The sequence below is a fragment of the Mariniphaga sediminis genome (genome assembly GCF_003573545.1).
GTDB lineage: Bacteria > Bacteroidota > Bacteroidia > Bacteroidales > Prolixibacteraceae > Mariniphaga > Mariniphaga sediminis.
Window position 1 is genome coordinate 328,196 of record NZ_QWET01000005.1, and the last position, 19,796, is coordinate 347,991.

The following is a 19,796-nucleotide window of genomic DNA, read 5'->3' on the forward strand; positions in this document are numbered from 1 at the left end:
GCTAAACTTGCAGTGACTTTTAGCATGGAGATCGGAAAAGAAAAAAAGATTATATGGTAGCAGGCAAGACAATAAGGCTTAGTAAACTTGCAAGAGAATTCAATGTGGGGATTCACACGATTGTGGAATTTCTGCATAAGAAAGGTTTTGAATATGACTCAAATCCCAATACGAAGATCTCTGAAGAAGCCGTGGCTTTACTGGAAAAGGAATACAAAATCGATTTGAATCTTAAAAAAGAGTCGGAAAAAATTATTCTGAAAAGTCACAGACCAAAGCAGGAGGTGATTTCTATTGATGATAAAGCACAACAGGAACTGGAGGAAGATGAGTTTGAAGAGGAGGAGGATGAAGTAGAAAGCCCCCCGAACAAGGCGCCGAAAAAAGCACCTGCTCCGGAGGTGAAAAAGAAGGAAAAAGAAGTAGAAGAAGCCCCTGTAGAGAAACCTCAAAAAGAAAACGGTGTTAAGGTGGTGGGCAAGGTTGATCTTGAGAGTTTGAATAAACCAGCACCAAAGCCGGAGAAGAAAAAGCCAGAGGAAAAAATTGAAAAAGAAAAATCAGAAAAAGAAGAAAAGCCCGTCAAAACTGTCGAGCCTGCTGATACTAAAAAAGAAGAGGAAAAAATACCGGTTGAAGAGCCTTCTGAAAAAGAGGTGGAACCTGTAGAGAAACCTGAAGAATCTAAAGAAAAAACTATTGAAACTGAAGTCCCGAAAGTGGAAGAATTGAAAGTGGTCGGAAGAATCGACCTTGATTCATTGAATCAGAAAACCCGGCCCGCCAAAAAATCGAGAAAAGAAAAAGAGAAAGAGCGCAAAGAACGCCGGAAGAAAAAGATTATCTCTGTCAGAACCGAAGAACAGACTGCTGGAAAAGAGCAGGAAAGAACATCGGAAGAAAAGCCAAGAGCCGGAGTGGAAATCATTAAGGCGAGGGCTGAGAAGCTCAACGGACCAACCGTGTTGGGAAAAATTGAGCTTCCGGAGAAAAAAGTGAAAAAACAAAAGGAGTCTACCGATTTGGCTGCGCGCAAAAAGCGCAGAAAGCGGATTAAAGAAACCGGTCGTGTAAAATTTGAAGACAAACCGGGAGATCAAAACAGAGGCGACCAGAGAACGCAAAAGCCGACGGGTAAGAAGAAAAAAATCTCGCTGAAGAAAGAGGTAGATGAGGTAGAAGTTCAAAAACAGATAAAGGATACTCTGGCCCGGTTGACTTCAAAAGGAAAGTCAAAAGGTTCAAAACACCGTCGGGATAAAAGGGCTGCCATTAGTGAGAAACGGCAAGCTGATATCGAAAAACACAATCAGGAGAAAAAAGTACTGAAGGCTACCGAATTTGTTTCGGTGAGTGAGTTGGCCAACATGATGAATGTCAACGTGAACGAGATTATTTCATCTTGTATGAGTTTAGGGCTGTTCGTTTCCATCAACCAGCGGCTTGATGCTGAAACACTTTCCATTGTGGCCGAGGAGTTTGGTTACGAAGTGGAATTTGTAAGCGCCGACCTTCAGGATTCCATTGAAGCTGAAGAAGACACGGAAGAGGATTTGAAACCACGTCCACCCATTGTAACGGTAATGGGACACGTTGACCACGGGAAAACGTCTTTGCTCGACTACATACGGGATACCAATGTTATTGCAGGGGAAGCCGGAGGCATTACGCAGCATATCGGGGCGTACCATGTGAGCCTGGAAGACGGTCGGGAAATTACTTTTCTGGATACTCCGGGGCACGAGGCTTTTACCGCTATGCGTGCACGTGGAGCCCAGGTAACTGACATTGCTATTATTATTGTGGCCGCGGATGATAACGTGATGCCCCAAACTGTTGAGGCCATTAACCACGCTACGGCAGCAGGTGTTCCCATTGTTTTTGCCATCAACAAAATTGACAAGCCGGGCGCTAATCCTGACAGGATTAAGGAAGAGCTGGCTAATATGAACTTTTTGGTAGAAGACTGGGGCGGGAAATACCAGTCGCAGGATGTTTCGGCAAAGCAAGGACAAGGTATTGAGGAACTGCTTGAAAAAGTATTGCTGGAGGCTGAAATGCTGGAGCTGAAAGCCAATCCGAAACGTAGGGCAGTGGGAACAGTTATTGAATCAACACTCGACAGGGGCAGAGGTTATGTTGCTACTGTTCTGGTGGAAACCGGAACGCTCAAAGCCGGGGATATCGTTTTGGCAGGTCAGTATTTTGGTCACGTAAAGGCGATGTTCAACGAACGAAACCAGCGCATCGAATCGTCCGGCCCGGCAGAACCAGCCATCATTCTTGGTCTTGACGGCGCACCGCAGGCAGGTGATAAATTCAATGTGATGGAGACTGAACGTGATGCCAGAAACATTGCAAATAAGCGGGAACAACTGGCACGCGAACAGGGGCTCCGTACGCAAAAACATATTACGCTTGATGAAATTGGCCGCCGTATCGCCATTGGCAACTTCCAGGAGTTGAACCTGATTGTGAAGGGTGACGTGGATGGCTCTATCGAAGCACTTTCCGATTCCCTGATAAAACTTTCTACCGAAGAAATTCAGGTAAATATCAAACACAAAGCCGTAGGGCAAATTTCCGAATCGGATATCCTGCTGGCCGCAGCTTCCGAAGCCATTGTTATTGGGTTCCAGGTGCGTCCGTCACTTAGTGCGCGTAAACTGGCGGAAAAGGAACAGATTGATATCAGGCTGTATTCCATTATTTATGATGCGATTAATGAGATTAAGGCGGCGATGGAAGGGATGCTTTCTCCCGATATCAAGGAAGAAATTACCGGTACGGCAGAGGTGCTTGAAATATTCAAAGTAACCAAAGTCGGTACTGTAGCGGGCTGTATTGTCCGCGACGGGAAAATTAACCGGAATTCGAAGATTCGTATTATTCGCGACGGTATTGTAATTTATACCGGCAACCTTGGTTCGCTCAAACGTTTCAAAGAAGATGTAAAAGAGGTGAAAAACGGTTACGAATGCGGACTGAATATTGAAAACTTTAACGACATAAAAGTCGGCGACCATGTAGAAGCCTTCCAGGAAGTGGAAGTGGCCAAACAGTTGTAGAAGGAAGTTATTAACATCAGATGTTTCATTAATATTCAGAAAAACAACGTTTCAGCATTTTCAATTTTGTAGTTTTGCAAGAAAATCCGGGAAAAGATGAAACGAAACCTGATTGTAATTTTATTTCTTCTCTTACTGGCGGCTGGCGGGTATTTCTATTTTTATTTTCCAAATAAAGAGTTGCCTTTTTCGAAAGATAATTCCCTTTACAAAGCCATTCCCGTAAACTCACCCTTTTTTTTTGAGTTGAGCTCAGCGAAATCGGTGCCTTTCGATAACCCACTAATCAGGGAACTTGACAATGCCGGCATTGGAAGTGAATGGTTTGCTTTTTTGCATAAAACCGACTCACTGATTGACCATACCGACGGCCTTTCCCGGAATTTACAAAACAGCCCGTTTATTCTTGCTTTTGATTATACCGGACGTAGTGAGTTGGTTCCGTTGATAATAAAATCGGCCGATAGCAACAAACGAAAAGAGGCGTTTGAAAAACTGCTTCATACGCTTTATCCTCCCGGAAATTATAATTACAGTAAAAAGGAATACGATAATCACAGGGTTACAGAAATTTCCGGTGATCGCACCGGTGAATTCCTGTGTTTTTCTTTTGTAAACGGATTACTCCTTGTGAGTACCAAAACAATTCCGGTGGAAAAGGTAATCCGGCAAATGCAATCGCCGGGTATCCGCAAAGATTCCTATTTTCTGGAAGCAAATAAAACGGCAGCATCACAGGGAGTTTCACTGTACATTAATCATAGCTGGCTACCCGGTTTTTTTGAAAATGTATTGAACGGGAAAGCTACCGAAAGAGTAGATGAGTTTGGCGCTACGGTGCGTACCCGGACCTCCGGGATTGCAGAAAAATTCAGTGATTTTGCCAGCTGGAGTGAACTCGATTTTCGTTTTGGAGATGAGACCCTGATTTTAAGTGGTATTTCGGTAGCCGACGATTCGCTCAATCATTTTCTTTCGGTTTTTGCCGATCAACAGCCGGTACGTTTTGATGCCGAAAATATTTTACCCCGCAATACATCGTTTTTTTGCAGTTTTTCTTTTTCAGATAAAAAGTCCTTCTTTGAAAAACTGGAAGATTTTTATACCCATTCGCCAGGCTATTACCGTAGGGAGGAACGGATTAAACGTTTTGACAATGGCCTGCGCACCAGCGTAAGAAATGTTTTTCAGGGGATAGTGAAAAACGAGGTTATTGTGGCAGCCACAACCATTCCGGTAAATCCGGAAAATAAAACCACCTTTTTTATTGTACAGACGGAAGGGAGATCGGCCGCGGAGGATGAAATGAAGAAGCTGTTGGCCAACTATGCCAGACGGGCTGAGATAAAAGCCACTGATCTTCAGTCAAGCTTTGCTGTGGATGATGAGACACGTTTTACCATATACCGGTTCCCGTATCCTTCCTTCCCCGGAATCTGGCTGGGCACTCCTTTTGCCTTAGCTGAAGCAAGGTATATCTCATTTTATGACAACTTTATGGTGTTTTCCAATTCAGAAGAGGGCCTGCACGAGTATTTACGTAATATGGTGCTGGGAAACACACTTACCAAAGAGATACGTTACCAGCAATTCCGGCAAAGTAGTTCAAGCCGGGCCAACATCAATGTTTTTGCGGATGTAAACAAGGCTTACAGTTTCCGGAATGAACTTTTTTCTCCTTCCGTTTTGAAACATATGGAAAAGAACGAAGAAAGTCTCCGCAAATTTGATATGGTTAACTGGCAAGTGCAGCGCGACAAGGATATCTATTTTAATTCGGTGGCTGTTGCTTACCGGTCAGATGTTAGTGAGGAAGCCCAGACAACCTGGCAAAGTTCTGTTGGTAGTAACGTTCAATTTAAACCTCAGTTAGTGGTTAACCACCGCGATGTGGCCAATCGTGAAATTATTTTTCAGGATGAGCAAAATAACCTGCACCAGGTAACCCACTCGGGGCGGGTACGATGGAGTATTGCCTTGCCCGGGCCTGTTCTGGGAGAGATTCATCAGGTAGACTATTTTAAAAATGGTAATTTACAATACCTTTTCAACACCAAAGAGAAATTATATCTTATCGATCGCAACGGAAATAATGTGGCCCATTTCCCGGTTCCCCTCCGATCGCCGGCCACCAATGGGGTGAATGTTTTCGATTACGATAACAACCGGAATTACCGCTATTTTGTGGCCGGAGAAGATAGGAAAGTATATGCTTACGATTATGAAGGGAAGGTGGTTAAAGGCTGGGTGTTTAATCAGACCGATCACGAGGTAACAAAGCCCGTGCAACATTTTAGGGTAGCCGGAAAAGATTATATCGTGTTTAAAGATAAAGCGAGAATATATGTGCTGGACCGCAGGGGCGAATCCCGTGTCTCTGTGTCGGCAAGGTTTGAAAATTCGGACAATCCGATCGTACTGAATCTTGACGGACGCCCCAAAATGGTGACAACCGATACCGGCGGGAAAGTCTATTACATTTACTTCGATGGGAAATTTGAGGAAAAGAAAACAGGCCGGTTCAGTGAAAACCATTTTTTTACCGTGGATGATTTAGACGGAAACAAAATTCCTGATTTTGTATTTATCGATAAAAATGAAGTAACCGTGATGAACGAGAACGGCAAAAAACTATTCAGTAAAAAGCTGGATAACCCGTTACGTTTTCCTCCTAATATTTACACGTTTGCTGCCGACCTGAAAAAGGTAGGTGTGACAGATGCTTTGGCCAACCGCATTTACCTGTTTAATCCCGATGGAAAATTGCACGATGGATTCCCTTTGGCCGGAAACAGTGAATTTAGTATCGGCAGGCTTTCTGAAAGTTCTTCCGGCCTTAATCTTATAGTGGGGAGCGAAGGAGGAAAACTTTTCAATTATACTCTGAATTGAACAGGTAATCGGGCGTCTGAAAAGAAGAACGTTTACCTTCCCATCCATTGTTTAAAGTCCGTTGCTTTTAGCCTGCTTACAATGACCGGCTCTTCAATGGGCGGGTTTAATTTCACTTTTAACTTTCCGCCAAAATAGTTTTCAATTTTTTCAGTAGCGTGGATATTAACTATTATTTGCCTGTTGGCACGGAAAAATTCCGCTGGTTCCAGTTGTTCTTCCAGTGCTTCCAGTGAAAAATCGATAACGTGGTTTTGCCTGTTAAAAGTAACGGCAGTGGTAACGCGGTTTTCGCTGTAAAAATAAGCAATGTCTTCTACCGGAAGTTTGTAAAAAGCCTCACCTTTGGAAATCAGGAACCGTTTTCGGTATTTTTTCTCTCCGCCTCGAATGGCTTCCAGTATTTCCGAATAATCCTGTTTTTGAACCCTCCCCGTGGACAGGGCTACCAAATTTTCAAATTTTTGGATGGCCGCCACCAAATCTTTCTCTTTAAATGGTTTCAGCAAATAATCGATGCTGTTTACTTTAAAAGCGCGGATGGCGTAATTATCGTAGGCCGTGGTAAAAATTACCATGCTTTTTATCTCCACCTGGTCAAAAATGGAGAAACAGAGCCCATCTGCCAATTGGACATCCATAAAAAAGAGATCGGGGTGAACATTATTGCGGAGCCAATCCACACTCTCTTTTACGCTATCAAAAGTTTGAACGATTTCCCATTCGGGCCGCAGCTTTTTAATCATGCCTTCCAGCAACCGGAGGTTGTAAAGTTCATCTTCTACCAGAATAATTTTAACTGTTTGGTTCATAGCAAAGGAATTTCAACTTCAAAATTTTCTTTTCCCTGGTGTATGTTCACTGGTTTGTCGGTTAGCAGGGCATAGCGCTCCTTCAGGTTTTTTAGCCCGGTTTTTTCTGAAAAGGGGGATTCTTTCAGATTAAGATTATTGCTGACAACAACCATTTTGTCGTTTGATTTAATATGTACGATCAATGGTGCATCTTTTACGGCAATGTTGTGTTTTATGGCATTTTCAACCAGCAACTGCAGGGCAAGCGGCGGAATTTCTTTTTTCAGGGCAAGTTCGCTTACTTCGGTAATCACCTTAAATGCTTTTCCCATACGCTCTCTGTGGATACCTGTGTATGCCTCAATGAACTCCAGCTCATCGGCCAGTTTCACGGTAGTTTTATCTCTGCTCTGCAGCACGTAGCGGTAAACATCGGTAAAGTTTTGGGTAAAATGGATCGCAGCCTCCGGGTCGAAGGTAATCATCGATTTCAGCACACTTAGGTTATTAAAAAGAAAATGCGGGTTCAACTGGGTTTGCAGCGAGTGGTAATCACTTTTCAGTTTCAGGCTTTTTAGCTCTTCCAGTTGGCGAACAGAAAAAATCCACTTTTCAATAATGCGGAGAGAAACAGAAAAGATGGTGATAATGAAAATGTAAATGAGCCCCAGAAGCATCATCAATTGTACTATGGGGTGCGAAAAAAAGAGGGCTTCTTTCACAGCCTTTGAAAAATAGAAAACAGCTCCGGATGCAACGAGCAGGCTTATAAAAAAATGCAACACCACGCGCAGACTTATTTTTTCGGGAATAGGCAAAAATCGTTCAGCCACGTGATCTATAAGTACGTTGATTTCACTGATTAAGTTGAAAATAAGTACTACCTGGAAATATTCCAGTGCGGTAACTTTTATGTTTGAATCTCCTGCAATTTTTATGGACAGAAAAAGAAACAACAACCCCACACTGCTCACCAACGCCGTTCTGATGAAAAAACTTTTCAGGGTGTATGCTGAAAGTCCGCTTAGAAAATGGAGTTTGTTGTTTTTCATAGTTATTACCTGAATGAATTATCAAATGTAACAAACAAAATGAAGTTTTTTGACATCCTGATTATTGTGGCTGCCAGTTGACAGTCTCACCCAGCTTTCCCGTTGCTTTCAGCCAGGCCGTTTCTTTTATTTTGAAATCGGTTCTGGAGTCAATCAGGTTACTGAAAGCCTGTTGCCAGTTGGTCTGCGCCATTAGCAGTTCGGTAATGGTTTCCATGCCCACTTCATAACTGTCGCGGGTAACCCGCAGGTTTTCTTCGGCCTGTTCAAGCGCTGTTTCATTAAGTTGAATCCGTTCCCAGGCCAGTTCCAGGTTTAACCGGGTTTGCTCCGTTTCCAGTTGCAGAAGCTGTTTATTTTTTTCCAGTTCGAGCTCCCTGATTTCCTTGTCTATTTTGGCTGCGTTGATTTTTTTGACTCCCTCTCCCCAATGAAAGACCGGAATTTTTACTGATGCCAGAACGTTCAGGCTGGTATTGGAAAAATCGGTACTGCTGAACTCAATGCCGCCAATGTGGTTATACCCGGCCTGAATACCTGCCGTAGGCAAAAAATCGGCTTTCGTCATCCGGATTTGCTGTTCCTGTAATTCTACATTTTTTTGTAATAACCGGTATTCCGGCCGTTGTTGTACCATTTCGTTTCCCATTTCGCCATGTAAAGGCTGTTTTACGTAAATAGCGGTATCTACAGCTGTTATTGCCGTATTGAATGGTAACCCGGTCACGCGGCATAAATTCATCCGACTGAGTTCAAATCCGTTTTGCGCTTTTTGCAGATTGAGTTTGGCACTGTTCTGTTCTACCTGTGCTTTCAGCAGGTCGTTTCGGTTAGCCATTCCCACCTCGTGGGCATTGCGGGCTTTTTTTACCAGTTCGTCCAGCATGTTGACTGCCTGCTTTGCCAGTTTTACTTTTTGGAAGACCGCAACGTAAGTCCAGTATGCATTATCTGCTTCGGCAATCGTATTCATTGCCTGCAGGGTTTTGTTTTCGTCGGCCATTTCAATTCCAATGTCGGCCATTTTGTTTCCTGCGCCAATTTTTCCGCCGGTGTAAACCGGTTGTTCCAGCGTTACTCCGGCCAGGTAAGCCCCGCTTAAACTGATATTCAACGGCAACCAGGCATACATGTTAAATACCGGATTCCCGTCGGGACCCACCACGGGCTCGCCGGTTACAGGGTTCATCATAATGTTGGGCTCCAACTCCCCTGTTTGCAAATTCGGTTTCTGGGTGGGCAGGGTTAGTTCCATTTCAAAATCTTTGTCCTGATAAATGCCCATTCCTGTTGCCGAAAAGGAAGGTAAACGCAATGTGCGGGCAGCTGCTTTTTGTGCCTCCGCCTTTTCTATTTGTTTGGCGGCCATTTTCAGGTTTTCGTTTTTATGGAGCGCCATTCCCCTGGCCTGATTTAACGTCATTTTTTCCTGTCCTGCGCCATGCATCCAGGAAATCAGAAAAATGAAAAGTGTGGTATAATTGATTGTCTTCATGATGGTAATTCTGTTTTGTTTTCAGGTTCATTCATTCGTTTAACACCGTAAAATGCTGCATACAGGATGGGAACAAAAACCAGGGTAATAAGTGTTCCCACCAGCAATCCGCTAATAATGGCCACAGCCATACTGGCGTACATCGGGTCGGTGAGCAGCGGAATCATTCCCAGGATTGTGGTGAATGAGGCCAGTAATACAGGACGGGTGCGCGAGATAGTGGCATTGATTAGCGCATGATATTTTTCCATTCCATCGGAAATAAGCATTTCGGCTTCGTCAAGCAGTACGATGGCATTTTTAACAATCATCCCCATTAGTCCGAAGGAGCCAATAATAGCCATAAAAGTGAAGGGCTGTCCGGCCAAGATCATTCCGGGCACAATGCCTATGAAAGCCATGGGGATACAGCTTAGTACGATAAGAGGTTTCCTGAAATCGTTGAACAACAAAATAAGTGTGAAAATAATGAGCATAATGGAGATGGGCAGGTAACTGAAAATGTTACGCAGTGCATCGCCCTGAAGCTCCTGTTCTCCTACCCACACGGCCTTGTAACCGTTGGGGATCGGTATGTTTTCAATCTCTTCCAACATGGTTTTACGCACCAGGGCCGGGCTGTAGCCATCCAATGGTTCGCACTGTACCTGAATAGCCCGCTGCCCATTTACCCGCCGGACAACCTGTTCCTGCCAGTCGAGTTCTATTCCCCGGGTTACGGCACTTAACGGCACCGGACTCACCAGTTCACCGGTCAGTTCGTCCAATGATTTTATTCCGGTCAGTAACTCTTGCAGGGTGTTTTCATCCATCCCTGAAAGGTTGGGCATCATGCTCCATACCGGAATATCTTCCAGGTTTTCCATTTTTGAACCATCATTGTTGCGCAATTTCATTATTATTCCCACACGGGTTTGTCCTTCAAAATATTCCCCAATGGGTAATCCGTCGGTGGCAGCCAGAATGGCATTGCTAATGTCGGATCGGGAAGTCCCTGCCCGCGTTGCAGCCTGTTGTACATAGTTTGCGACAAGGGCCTGCCCTGTCGGCTCCCAGTCATCTTCGATAGTGTAAGGGTCAGCAAACGGATTGTTTCTGAAAACTTCCCGGGCGCGGGCACTTAAATCGCGTAACACTGCCGGATCGGGTCCCGAAAATTCCACTTCTACTGTGTGGGTTGCTTTAATGGAAAGGTTGTATTTCCGAATGCGTGTGCTGGCGTCGGGAAAATGACTGTGCAGGTAATCACTTAGCACCAGCTTCATCCGGGACATGGTTTCGTAATCTTCAAAATCTACAATCAACTCTCCGTAGTTATCAGCCGCTTCGCCCATGGGCCGCACCAGACAATAGCGGGTAGGCGTTTGTCCGTGGCTGGTAACTACCTGTTTTACTTCATCAAGTGAAAGAAGGTGTTTTGTTATCTGTTGCAGATCTTCGTTTACCTTTTGCGGCCCAGATCCGGCCGGAAGCCTGTATTCAATATAAACCTGGTTGTAATTAAAATCGGGAAAGAAGGTTTTTTTGATGTTCCCGAAATTGAATGCAGCTACGGCAAGCAGCAAGAGGGCAACAATCAGTGTAGCGGTTTTATAGTGCAGCAGTAAATCCAGAACTTTTTTGAATTTCCGGTAGGCCCAGCTTCCATAAAGTTCTTTTACCTCCTTCTTCTTTTTCCGTTTCAACAGTTGTTCTGAAAAAAGCGGAACTTGTGTCATGGCGAGCGCCCAGCTTATAAACAGTGAGATACACAATACCACAAACAAATCGCGGGCGTAAGTGCCGGCAGCATCTTTAGAAAGGTAAACCGGAAGAAAAGCAGCCACCGCAATGAACGTCGCTCCAAAAAGTGGCCATGCCGTTCGCGTGGCCGAAAGAGTGAGCGCTTTTTCCCGTTTTATGCCTTTCTTTAAATCTACCAGAATACCATCGAGAACCACAATGGCATTGTCCACCAGCATTCCCATGGCTACAATAAAAGCTCCCAATGAGATACGCTGTAACGTTCCGCCGGCAGCCAGTAAAATGGGGAATGTGGCCAGAATGGTAAGCACCAGGCCGGCGCCAATAATAAATCCGCTGCGCAACCCCATGGAAATCATCAGTACAATAATTACGATAAGTACCGAAGCAACCAGGTTCCACATAAATCCGTCAATGGAATTACTTACCAGGTCGGGCTGAAAAAAAACTTTATTAAACTCGTAGCCCGTTGGAATATCTTTTTTAAGCTCTGCCAGTCGTTCTTCCACGCGCTTGCCTACTTCCACTATGTTTTCGCCCGATTCCATGGAAAGCGAAATGGCAATGGCTTTTTTATTGTTGAGTTGTATGTTATTGCGGGAAGGTTCGGCGTAAACTTCATTCACTTCGGCAATATCCGAAAGTTTAAACAGGCTGCCGTCGAGGCCTTTTATCATCACATTGGCCACGTCGGATGCACGGGCAATTTTCCCGTTTACCGAAATGTCAAGCAGTTGGTTTCCGGTTTGCAGCATCCCTGGAAAAACCGGCGTATTTTCAGCCTGCAATGCAGCAATTACCTGAAAAGGATAAACACCCAGTTCACCCATTTTTGCCGGATTAAAAACAATCTCGGTAACCGGTTGCTGTTCCCCGAATATTTCTACACGGGCCACACCTTTAATCGCCAGCATTTCGCGCTTGATGAATTGTGCCATCTTGCTCATCTCCTTGTAGGAGTAGCCGTCGCCTGTCATGGCATAAAACATGCCGTAAACGTCGCCAAAATCATCATAAACTAAAGGTGTCCGGGCGCCTTCCGGTAATTTAGCCACAACTTCGTTCATCCGGCGGCGCAGAAAATCCCAGCGTTGTTCAATCTCTTTTTGTGGTACTGTAAGTTCGAGCATCACTGTTACGATCGAGAGGTTCGGCATTGATTTAGACCGGATGGTTTCCACATCGCCCAGCGTACTCAATTCTTCTTCGATGATATGGGTCACCTGCATTTCTACCTCGTGGGCAGTTGCCCCCGGATACACCGTTACAATTTGTGACATCATCACTTTTAGCTCCGGGTCTTCCAGTTTACTGATGGAGCGAAAAGCGAGAATACCACCGGCCACCATACAAAAGAGCAAAAACCAGATGATGGTTTTTCTGCGGAAGGTTAATTCTGTAAGAACCATTACAACAATCCTCCCACGTTGGTTTCAGAAACCGGTGCCAACGGTTGTACCTGTTCATTTTCGTTTAAGCTGTTTACCCCGGCAACTACCACCTTTTCATTCACCTGCAGTCCGTCGAAAACCCGGATTCTGCCGTCGCCGGTGAGTTTGCCGGTAATAACTTTACGCTTTTTTACTGTACCATCCGATTGGTAAACCCATACGTATATTTTACCCTCCTCGCTGAATAAGGCGGATAATGGCACACAGGCCAGCGGGCTGGTATTGCTTTTAATCTGCAAGTTTACCTGCACATCCATTCCCGGTGCCAGTTTCGGCTGACTGGCGGGGTTTATGTACAGTTGCACTTTATATAATTGGTTATTGCTGGCTTTTTTACTGTAACTCAGTAATTGCAATGGGAAATTTTCCTCTGAGACAGTAGGCTGAACAGCGGAAAAAGAAATAATGGCGTCGCGGTTTGCATACAGCGAAACCGGGATTTCGACTTCCACCTGGTAGTGTCCCACGTTAATCATGGAAGCTAAAGGCATGCCGGCATCCACCAGCTCATTTTCTACAAAATTTACCTTTTGAATGTAGCCCGAAACCGGTGCCGTTAGTTTGGTATCATTGAGTTGGTCTTTGGCATTTTTAAGTTTGGCCTCTACCATTTTCAACCCGGAAACCGCCTTGTCGTAGTCGTTGCCAGCCACGCTCTGCCGGTTGTGTAATTCAATTACCCGGTCAGCTTCGGCCTTCACCTGTTCGTATTGCGCCTGTGCCGCTGCCAGTTGCACTTCGTAATCGCGTGTATCCATTTGGGCTATTACTTGCCCCGCGTTTACATAATCACCTTCTTTTACCCAAATTTTTTGGATAGGACCGGCAACTCTGAATGCCAAATTTACCTCACCGGCTTCCCTGATAATTCCTGGGTAAGACCTTACCACAATGGAGTCGGCCTGTTGGACTGGTTCAATTTTTACTTTTCGAACGATTCTGTTTTGCCCGTTTTTATTGCCGGAACAACCCGCCAACAAGACCAGACAAAATAGATAGGTCACACTGTTTTTTAAAAGTTTTCTCATTAAAATTGTTTATTTCGTTTGTATTCGATGCAACTCCCGATGAAACGAAGTTCGACCTAAGTCAATTTTAATTCTTCTTGTTTGTAATTTAAAGAATTAAAATTCATGTTCGTTTCATAGCTAAAAATGTGTTAATCTTTGAACTGAGATTTTTTATGTTTTCTGAAAAATCAATCGAAGGTAAGGGCTCCGTTTTTTTTATCACCCCTGAAATTTACTGAAGTGATAAAATTCAGGATTGAAATGAAATTAAAACTATATAATTGGATCTTGTAATATTATTTGTGCCTTGGGAGTGAGTATACTCATTCATTCGAATAAACCAGAAATATTACAAATTGGAAATGATGATTTTTCGGGAATTTTAAGATTAAATTTAGAAATATATATCTTTGTTTGCTTTGTAGTGAAACTAAAAATAACTTGGCTGAATCCAAAAAAATAAATAGTACTAATGTAACCAATGAATCTAAAAAATTTCTATTATTTTTTGGGCTGTAATAAAAAGTATATGTTTTAGCATGAAGGGGAATAAAAATAACAATCCTGCGCTGAATTTATTTACATCATTGAATGGCTATATTTGAACAAATATTTCAGAAATATTACCGCTCTTTACTAATATATGGCCTCAAATTCATAAAAGACGAGGATGATGTTCGCGATGTTTTACAGGAAGTTTTTACTACGGTTTGGGAGAATCAAAAGTATAAACTGGAAGAAACACATCTAAAATCTTACCTGTTTAATTCGGTCCGAAATGGCTGCTTAAATTATATCCGTCATCAATCTGTAATAAATAAGCATGCTGAAAATGAAAAATGGGGCCTGCAACTTTACGAACTGAATTTTTATAAAAGCGGGGAGACATCGCTGATTGAAAAGGAAGATTTGGGAAAAATCTATTCGGCTATCGATTCATTACCGGTTCATTATAAGGAAATTATTGAGCTGAGCAGGTTCGAGGGGTTAAAAAATAAAGAGATCTCTGAAAAATTAAAAATTCCGCTGCGAACGGTGGAAACACGATTGTTCAGGGCTTTGTCCGGTTTACGAAAGGTCTTAACCGGAAATCAGATTTTTATTCTGATGAATCTGGTAGGGGAACCTGTAAGGAGGTAGCACATTCAACTATTTACTCCAAATTTTAAATGATGCGTCATGTGATGCATGTGTTTTTATACTGTAGTGTCGTCAACTTCAAAATGACAGCACAAGACAATTTATGTTTGACATGACATTAATATACAGTTGTTTATGTCTTCGCCCTGTTTCTTTTTTGTACAAAGAATATAATTTTTTCCATTTGGGTGACGTAGTTTTTAGGATGAAGGTGTAATAGTAATAGAAGAGAAGATTATAAATGAACCATAAAACAGACATAGAGCAACTTGTCATTCGTTATCTGAATGGAGAGTGCAGTATTACCGACCAGCAGGAATTGAAGCATTGGTTATCACAATCAGATGAGAATCAAAAAATATTTTACAGGACTAAAGATGTCTGGGACGCATCGTTAAAAAAAGAAGATAATACAAGGGAAGCTTTACTGCAATTTTACAAGCAACGGGCTTTACAGAAGCAAACCTCGACAAAAGTTCTCCGCCTCTGGAAAGTAGTAGCCGGTATTGCTGCGGTTTTTGTCATTGGTCTGGTCAGTATTTTTATTTTGAATATGCTGTCAGTGGAAACCCCCAACGTGAGGAGTGAGGCTGCGATGATGTCGTTTAAGGTTCCTTTTGGTTCCCGGTCGGAAGTAAACTTGCCTGACGGAACCACTGTTATATTGAATTCCGGTTCTGAATTAAAATATCCCGTAACATTTGTTGATGGAAAGCGCGAAGTAAGTCTTAACGGCGAAGCATTTTTTGAAGTCATATCAGACGAAGCGAACCCCTTTATTGTAAAGACCAACTATTTTGATGTTCAGGTAACAGGAACTCAATTTAATGTTTGTTCTTACACCGACGACAATTTTTCAAATGTGTCGCTTTTGGAGGGGCATGTAGGGGTTTTATTTGGGCAAAAGGACAAAGTGGTTGATATTGTTCCCGGGCAGCAATTTTATTTAGATAAAGAGAAACGAAGATATAGGGTATCCGAAAGGGATGTTGACATGGAATCTTCATGGAAAGATGGTGAATTCCGGTTTAAAGAAATTGCTTTCCCTGATTTAATGAAACGCCTGGAGCGGTGGTACGATGTTCGGCTTTCTTATTCAGCGCCGGAGCTGAAGGAAATGTTGTACAGCGGTAATTTCAGGAACCATGAAACGATATGGCAGGTGCTGGACGGTTTAAAGTTAACTACTCCAATAGATTACAAGAGACTGGGGTTCCGAAAGTTTGAAATAATATATAAGCCTATGTAAATAAAGAGAAAGGTGGCTGTCGGGCAGGACAAACCACCTTCGACGATCAACATAATATTAATCATCGTATTAACATTTCAAAATTATGAAAAAAAAACGAATTACGGGGAGTTGTTGCCCGTTTGGCAACATTCCAAAACTTTATCGAACTATGAAGCTAATTTGTCTGTTCATGTTTGTCGCTTTGCTGCAGGTTTCGGCCAACAGCTATTCTCAAACGAAGAAACTAACCCTTGTTGGTAAGAACTTAACGCTGGAGAAGGTGTTTGAACTGATTGAAGATCAATCGGAGTTTTCATTTCTCTACAATCTCAAACAGGTTGATCTTAGTAAAGAAGTAGATGTTGATTTTGAAAACGAGCAGGTTGAAAAAATACTCAATCATGTTTTAGAAGGCAGCAACATCACATACACATTGGATAACCGTTTGATTGTTATTCATAAGGAGAAAGAGTTTGGTTTGCAAATTAATTCTGACGGAACTCAGCAAAAAACCGTTTCCGGGAAAGTATCTGATTCCGGTGGTCAACCCCTGCCCGGTGTAACCGTAGTGGTAAAAGGAACTACGCAGGGAACAGTGACCAATGCAGACGGAGAATATTTTCTGAACAATATCCCCGAAAATGCCATTTTACAATTTTCTTTTGTGGGGATGAAAAGTCAGGAAATAAGCACCGAAGGCAAAAACCGGATAGATATTGTATTAGCAGAGGATGCCGTAGGTATTGATGAGGTTGTTGTTGTAGCCTACGGTACGGTTAAGAAGAAGGATTTAACAGGTTCTATCAGTACGGTAGATGCCCAATTGATGACTACTCAGGCAAATTCAACTGTTTCGCGTGCCCTGGAAGGTGCTGTTGCCGGGTTGCAGGTCGCTGCTATTGACGGGCAACCTGGATTAGATATGGGTATCCGTTTGCGTGGTGTTGGCTCTGCCAGCCAAAACAACTCAAATGCGCTTGTGGTAATTGATGGTGTGCCTGCACAACATGCAAATCCTCTGTCAACTATTAATTCTAGGGATATTGCCAATATCACTATTTTAAAAGATGCGGCATCTACTGCCTTGTACGGATCGCGCGGAGCTAACGGTGTAGTCCTGATTACTACTAAGAAAGGGGATACCGGCAAAACAAGAATTTCGTTTGAAGGACGCTGGGGCGTCAATCAGGTAGGCCCGTATAAATACGATAAAATCTCAGCTCCCAAAGATATTTATGAGTATGCATGGCAAACGGTTTACAATTCGGTACGTTATGGAGTGAATGGTTCAGGTACAGCTAAAAATTACACTACAAATGTACAGAACCCAAACATGAGCCATGAGGAAGCGGCTGAATTTGCAAGCGCCCATTTATTTGATTACAATGGCTCTGCAACAGACGCCTTTCAGCGAAATAATCTTGGAAACTGGATGGCATATTACGTTCCTGGGGCTGTATATACTCCAACAGGTTCCGGAGCCACTGCAAGCGCAACCATGTCGGGTGCCTATCTGATAAACACAGATGGGAAGTTGAACCCCGAAGCTCAATTGTTGTACGAGGATAACTACGATAAGTATTTAATGGAAAGTAACCTGCGGCAGGAGTATAATGTTTCGGCCAGTGGGGGTACTGAAAAATCCGATTATTTTGTTTCATTAGGGTTGCTGGAAGATCCATCTTATATACGTGGCTCCCAGTTTAAACGTTATAACGGACGTACTACATTAAATGCGCAATTATACAAATGGATAAAGGTAGGAACCAATGTTGCGTATTCATACCGCGAAACTCAATCTCCTGCCACACGCTGGGGACGTAACCCGGGATCGGCAGTAGCAAATATATTCCGTTTTATTAATGGTCAAAACCAGTTAATTCCCTTGTACGCACGTGATGAAGATGGAAATGTAATAATGGAGAACGGAGAGAAGAAGGTACATGTTTATGGAACAGACAGTTATTCTCCTTTTGGACAGCCTTCTAATTCACTGGCTTCTGCTAATGTTCTCACTATGCTGGATAATGACCAGGATACTAGAAAATCAAGTGATTTGATAACAAGATCATATGCAGAAATAAAGTTTTTGAAGGATTTTACCTTTACAACGAATCTCAACTTTGAGAAATATCATGAGACCCGTACCCGCTATTGGCAAAGTGAAACAGGGCAGGTAAAAGGAACCGGGGCCTATGGTAAAACATTCCAAAATGTTACCATACTTAATACACAGCAGTTGTTGAATTATAATAAAGATATTGATAAACACCATTTTGATGCTTTGGTGGCACACGAATTCAATAAATATCATTTTGAAAATCTGAACTATAAATCAGCTTATGAGTTGATTCCTAACTTTATTGCCAATGTGAATTTTGTAGGCCGGTATGTAGGTGGTACGTTCTCCTCACCGGGGGGCGGTGAAGAAAAAAGGGCAATGGAAAGTTACTTAGGCCGTGCACGCTATATTTATGATGGTAAATATTATGCCGAAGCTTCTTTGCGTCGCGATGGTTCTTCAAAGTTTAAAAAAGAATCTGACCGTTGGGGAACTTTCTGGTCAATTGGCGGTGGATGGAGAATTTCCAGTGAAAATTTTATGGCCGGTACTGGCAATTGGTTAGACAACCTGAAAGTACGTTCCAGTTATGGTGTGATTGGTAACCAAAGCGGTATTCCAAACTATGCTACCTATCAGGTATGGTCTTACAGTGCCGAATATACCGAGACAACCGGAGGTAACGGTATACCAGAAAAATTTAATCTTAAAAAGGGCAATTTTGTAAATGACGGTCTCACCTGGGAAAATACAAAAACTTTTGATGTTGGTCTTGACTTTAGCTTATTTAGCAGAGTTTATGGTACATTCGATTACTACAACAGAAATACCAATAATACTATTTGGAACCAACCAATTGCGTATTCACTGGGGCAATCAAGTTTGATAAAAAACTCAGCCAAAATCCAGAACCAGGGGTACGAGATTGAACTAAGTGTAGATGTGTTGAAGAAAAGGGATTTATTATGGACGGTTACACTAAACGGAACTCATTATACAACTGTATTGAGAGACGTACCTCCAGGGGTTGGTTCTCCTGAACTGGACGGTAACTGGACTGCAAATGCCGATAGCTGGTCAGCTGCCGGAACAGGTAGCTCTTCCAATGTAACCTACCTTAGGGGAATTGATAAAGACTATTATAATCTGTATATTTTTAAATATGCCGGTCCGGATCAGGAAACCGGGCTTCCCATGTTTTACCACAAGGTAACAGAAGATGATCATGCAGAAGGACTATATACTGGCGTGGCTGTTGGTGATGATGTAAAAACAACTGATTATTCAACGGCATCACGTTATGAGGTAGGCAGCTCAATTCCTGACTGGATTGGAGGTTTAAACACTTCATTCCAGTATAAAAACTTCGATGCATCAGTTATGTTGGCATATCAGTTAGGAGGTAAGTTTTACAGTACTGAATATGGAAATAATTTATACCGCAGCGATAACCTGAATAGTGCGTTATCTGCTGAATTAATTGGAAATACCTGGACTCCTGAAAACACAAATGCCAAGTTTCCGATAGCTATGTATGGAAATACCTATGGCGATGGGGCCACATTTGGAAGCTGGATGTATTCTGATTTGGCGCTGTTTGATGCTTCTTACCTGAACCTGAAAAATATTACGGTTGGATATACCTTGCCCGAGTCTTTCCTGAAAAGATATGGTCTTAATCATTTGAGGCTGTATGTATCAGCAGATAATCTATGGATGTTCACATCGCATTCAGGAATCGATCCCCGGATGTCTTTGGTGGGCGGATTTGATGTAGGGGCTTATGCCTATCCTTCAATGCGTACAATTTCATTTGGTATTAACCTGGATTTATAAATCATTTAAAAATCAGAAAATT

10 protein-coding genes are annotated in these 19,796 nt (G+C 42.8%); 5 read left to right on the forward strand and 5 right to left on the reverse strand.

Annotated elements, in window-relative coordinates; all coding sequences use genetic code 11:
• Positions 1-53 precede the first annotated feature (53 nt).
• Positions 54-3,068 carry a translation initiation factor IF-2 gene (gene infB, locus D1164_RS08945; RefSeq protein ID WP_119349614.1) on the forward strand — a complete coding sequence of 1,005 codons (3,015 nt, stop codon included), beginning with the start codon at positions 54-56 and terminating at the stop codon, positions 3,066-3,068.
• Positions 3,069-3,164: 96 nt separating this feature from the next.
• Positions 3,165-5,960, forward strand: coding sequence for a hypothetical protein (locus D1164_RS08950; RefSeq protein ID WP_119349615.1), 2,796 nt, complete (start codon positions 3,165-3,167; stop codon positions 5,958-5,960).
• Positions 5,961-5,992: 32 nt separating this feature from the next.
• On the opposite strand, the gene D1164_RS08955 is transcribed toward D1164_RS08950, so the two are convergent.
• From D1164_RS08955 to D1164_RS08975, 5 genes are all read right to left on the reverse strand, one after another.
• Positions 5,993-6,772 carry a LytR/AlgR family response regulator transcription factor gene (locus D1164_RS08955; RefSeq protein ID WP_119349616.1) on the reverse strand — a complete coding sequence of 260 codons (780 nt, stop codon included), beginning with the start codon at positions 6,770-6,772 and terminating at the stop codon, positions 5,993-5,995.
• A complete protein-coding gene (locus D1164_RS08960; RefSeq protein WP_119349617.1) occupies positions 6,769-7,806 on the reverse strand; it encodes a sensor histidine kinase in 1,038 nt (345 codons plus the stop codon). The genes D1164_RS08955 and D1164_RS08960 overlap by 4 nt, the downstream gene beginning before the upstream one ends.
• A gap of 61 nt (positions 7,807-7,867) precedes the next feature.
• Entirely contained in the window at positions 7,868-9,301 is a 1,434-nt protein-coding gene (locus tag D1164_RS08965; protein ID WP_119349618.1) for a TolC family protein, read from the reverse strand.
• Positions 9,298-12,453 (reverse strand): efflux RND transporter permease subunit, encoded by a 3,156-nt coding sequence (locus D1164_RS08970; RefSeq protein WP_119349619.1) that lies wholly within the window; start codon positions 12,451-12,453, stop codon positions 9,298-9,300. Before D1164_RS08970 ends, D1164_RS08965 begins: the two co-directional genes overlap by 4 nt.
• Positions 12,453-13,523: an efflux RND transporter periplasmic adaptor subunit gene (locus tag D1164_RS08975; RefSeq protein ID WP_119349620.1), complete on the reverse strand. Its 1,071-nt coding sequence runs from the start codon at positions 13,521-13,523 to the stop codon at positions 12,453-12,455. The genes D1164_RS08970 and D1164_RS08975 overlap by 1 nt, the downstream gene beginning before the upstream one ends.
• 573 nt (positions 13,524-14,096) lie before the next feature.
• Between D1164_RS08975 and D1164_RS08980 the strand changes: the two genes are divergently transcribed.
• From D1164_RS08980 to D1164_RS08990, 3 genes are all read left to right on the forward strand, one after another.
• Positions 14,097-14,645: an RNA polymerase sigma-70 factor gene (locus tag D1164_RS08980; protein WP_119349621.1), complete on the forward strand. Its 549-nt coding sequence runs from the start codon at positions 14,097-14,099 to the stop codon at positions 14,643-14,645.
• A gap of 241 nt (positions 14,646-14,886) precedes the next feature.
• Positions 14,887-15,894 (forward strand): FecR family protein, encoded by a 1,008-nt coding sequence (locus D1164_RS08985; RefSeq protein ID WP_119349622.1) that lies wholly within the window; start codon positions 14,887-14,889, stop codon positions 15,892-15,894.
• Between the two features lie 151 nt (positions 15,895-16,045).
• Positions 16,046-19,774, forward strand: a complete 3,729-nt coding sequence (locus D1164_RS08990; protein WP_172594394.1) for a TonB-dependent receptor — start codon at positions 16,046-16,048, stop codon at positions 19,772-19,774.
• The last annotated feature ends 22 nt before the right edge of the window (positions 19,775-19,796 follow it).